The 2956-nt window shown below is 66.2% G+C and carries 3 protein-coding genes; 1 reads left to right on the top strand and 2 read right to left on the bottom strand.

Going from position 1 to position 2956, the window contains the following annotated elements:
• Both ACRDUX_RS41545 and ACRDUX_RS41540 read right to left on the bottom strand, forming a co-directional pair.
• The coding region (locus tag ACRDUX_RS41545) for an MIP/aquaporin family protein (RefSeq protein ID WP_526423522.1) at window positions 1–687 on the bottom strand (687 nt) is incomplete at its 3' end.
• 117 nt (window positions 688–804) lie between these two features.
• Window positions 805–1950 (bottom strand): NAD(P)H-dependent amine dehydrogenase family protein, encoded by a 1146-nt coding sequence (locus ACRDUX_RS41540; protein WP_526423519.1) that lies wholly within the window; start codon window positions 1948–1950, stop codon window positions 805–807.
• A 102-nt stretch (window positions 1951–2052) separates the two neighbouring features.
• Between ACRDUX_RS41540 and ACRDUX_RS41535 the strand changes: the two genes are divergently transcribed.
• Complete coding sequence (locus tag ACRDUX_RS41535; RefSeq protein WP_526423521.1) at window positions 2053–2877, top strand: IclR family transcriptional regulator; 825 nt, start codon at window positions 2053–2055, stop codon at window positions 2875–2877.
• Window positions 2878–2956 lie beyond the last annotated feature (79 nt).

Raw genomic sequence — 2956 nt, 5'->3', positions numbered from 1 at the left:
GAGGTATACAGCGCCGGCGCCGGCGCCGGCGACGACTTGCGCCACCAGGTAGACCCACAGCGTCGGCCAGGCGAACATTCCCATCACGGCCGCGCCGAGCGTCACCGCCGGGTTGAAGGCGCCGCCGGAGATCGCTCCGACTGCGACGGCGCCCGCCACCACGGTGAACCCGATCGCCAGGCCGTAGAACGAATTGTCCGGGTGATCCTTGCTGGTGGCGACGTTGAGCACCACATAGCACAGCGCGAACGTGAACAGCAGCTCCACTGCGAACGCGGCCAGCAGGCTGGCGCCCGTCAGGGTCAGTGTCGTCGTCTTGGCGACCTGGGCTGGGTCGATGACTGTTCGCACCAGCACCGCGGCGAGCAGACCGGCACCGAACTGCGCGAGCCAGTAACCGGCGGCATCCCGCAGCGTGATCCGCCGCCGCACCAGGGCCGCCAAGGTAACCGCAGGGTTGTAGTGCCCGCCAGAGAGGTGGCCGCCGGCGTAGACCATGACCATCAGGACGGCGCCGATCGCCAGGGGGGCAAGCGGGCTGCGGCTCCCGACGGCGGCGCCGACCGTGAATACGAGAAACAACGTTCCGATCGCCTCGACGACGTACTTGACGCGGGCCCGGGGGCCGCTATCAGCCTTCGTGCTCTCGTCGACGGCGACACCGGTTGGGGTTTGTGATGTGACCATGTGCATGGCTTCCACTGTCGCGTCACCCGTGGCGGATGTCGTTGACGCTGGCGCCCAACCCTTGTGGCGGCCAACTGCAATGTTGGGCCGCCGGAAGCTGCGACGGGACTGATCGTTTCAGCGAACGCCGACCACCCGGCTGTCCGGAGAGGGACCGGGTGCCGGCTTCACTAGACCGGTACCGGTGATCAGTGGGAGATCCAGCGCCGACAGGAGTCCGGGTGCGGCGGCGAAGACCGCCGGGACCGCGTTCACCATCCGGGATGCGCCGGCCACGCGGGCTCCCAGATCGTGGTCGTGGTGCTCGGCCAGTTCCAGTTCGCATCGGATGCTCGGCGATCCCTCGATCTCAACCCGATAGGCGCCACGGCCGGAGGCGCCGCCATGGCCGAGGTCCTTCGGCGTGATGGCAATGGTGGGCTGCGGCCACTCCGGTGCGATGTCGTCACGCATACGGGTGACGTGGTCGACGACGAATGTCGGCTTGCCGTCGACGTATCCGGTGAGTGTCGAGCGCATCGCGGCGATCGTCCCGGCCGGTATGTGACCGGTCGGGGTGTCGAACCCTTCGTCGGTGGGGACGCGCTCGTTGTCCTCGGCGAGGTCGTCGATGCGGACACCGAGCCCCGCGGCCAACTGGTGCAGGACGGGTCCCCAGCCGTAGGTGAAGACGCCGGGCGTCGCGGCCAGGGCCGCGAATTCCGGGGGTTTGCCGAATCCGAGGATCTCGTAGACGGCCCCGTGGTCGGGGTAGGTCGCGTAGTTGAACATCTCGGTAACGCGAACAGTGTCGATGTTGCGGGAAAGGCCCGACAATGCCAGTGGCAGAATGTCATTGGCAAAGCCGGTGTCGATCCCAGTGGTGAAGAACGAGCTTCCGCCAGCCAAGGCGGCGTCCCGTAGCGGGCCAATGAAGGCCGGGTCGACGGCGTCGGGGTAAACGAGCGGCACCACCGAGCAGGACACCACGTCCTTGCCTGCCCGCAGGATCCGCACCATGTCGTCGAGCGCCTCGAGAACACGAAGGTTGCCCGCGGCCGCGTAGATCACCACGTCCGCGTCGCCGTTGAGCAGATCGTCCGGATTCCGGCTGGCGACTACACCCACCGGATCGATCCCGCACAGTTCGCCGGCGTCGCGGCCTTGCTTGGCCTCGCTGTGCACGACGAGGGCGACCAGTTCCAATTCCGGGTGGTCGATCACCGCGCGTAGCGCGATGACACCCATGGACCCCGGTCCCCAGACCCCCACTTTGACCGTCATCGTCCTCCTATTATTAGGATGCTGTTAACTAGTATTCGGAGGCATGGTAGGGAGGTGATCGTGGGAACGTCAATGCCGAAGTCGCCGCCGACCCGCCGCGCGATGGACGTGGTTGAAGCACTGGCGGATTCGGTCGACGGCCGGACCTCGGCCGAACTGGCCAGGCAATGCGGCATCACCACGTCGACGTGTGCGCTGGTGCTGGCCGAGTTGGAGCGTGGCGGCTGGGTGGTCCGTTACGACGACCGAAGGTTCAGGCTGGGCAGTGGCCTGTTCGGGTTGGTGCACGGCCTGCGCAGACAGTTCCCGCTGCTCGATCGTGGCCGCGCTGCCCTGATGGACCTGCACTTGCGTCTCGACGCGGGCTGCTCGATGTCCAAGATCGGCGGGCGGCATCTGATCACCGTCGACACCGTCGGGCATCCCATCGAGGGCGAGCACGCGGTTGGTCATCGCTTCCCGATCGATCCGCCGTTCGGTCTGGTCGCGATGGCGTGGCGCGATGACGACGCGGTCGCTGACTGGCTGCACCGGGTCACGCCACGACTGACCCAGACCGACATCGAGGGACACTGCCAGGTGCTAGGGGATATCCGGGATCGCGGGTACGGGGCTTGGCGCTTCGATGACGCTCAATCGTCTCTGCACGAGCGCCTCGCCGGAGTGCTTGCATCGCTGCAGCCCACAGCATCGGTGACGCGTCAACTGAGCACGCTGATGACGATGGTGACCTTGACGTCGGTGACCCGAACTTTGGAAACAGAGCTCGTGACGACGGAATTCGTGGTCCTTCCGATCTTCGGCGGCACCGGACAGCCGGAGTACCAGATCGAGATCCACCTCCGTCGAACGGACGGTCTCACCCTCGATGAACTCGACGCGGCCCTGCGATCCGCCCAAGATCAGCTGGCACCAGGCGTGGCCTAACAGCGCGGCCTAACAGCGCGGCCTAAACGCAATACCGTTCAGTTAAGACTACATGGGTGTAGTTTGTAGGGATGCCTCG

The sequence above is a fragment of the Mycobacterium sp. genome (genome assembly GCF_050701675.1).
Lineage (GTDB): Bacteria > Actinomycetota > Actinomycetes > Mycobacteriales > Mycobacteriaceae > Mycobacterium.
This window is presented reverse-complemented; position numbering and strand designations above follow the sequence as displayed.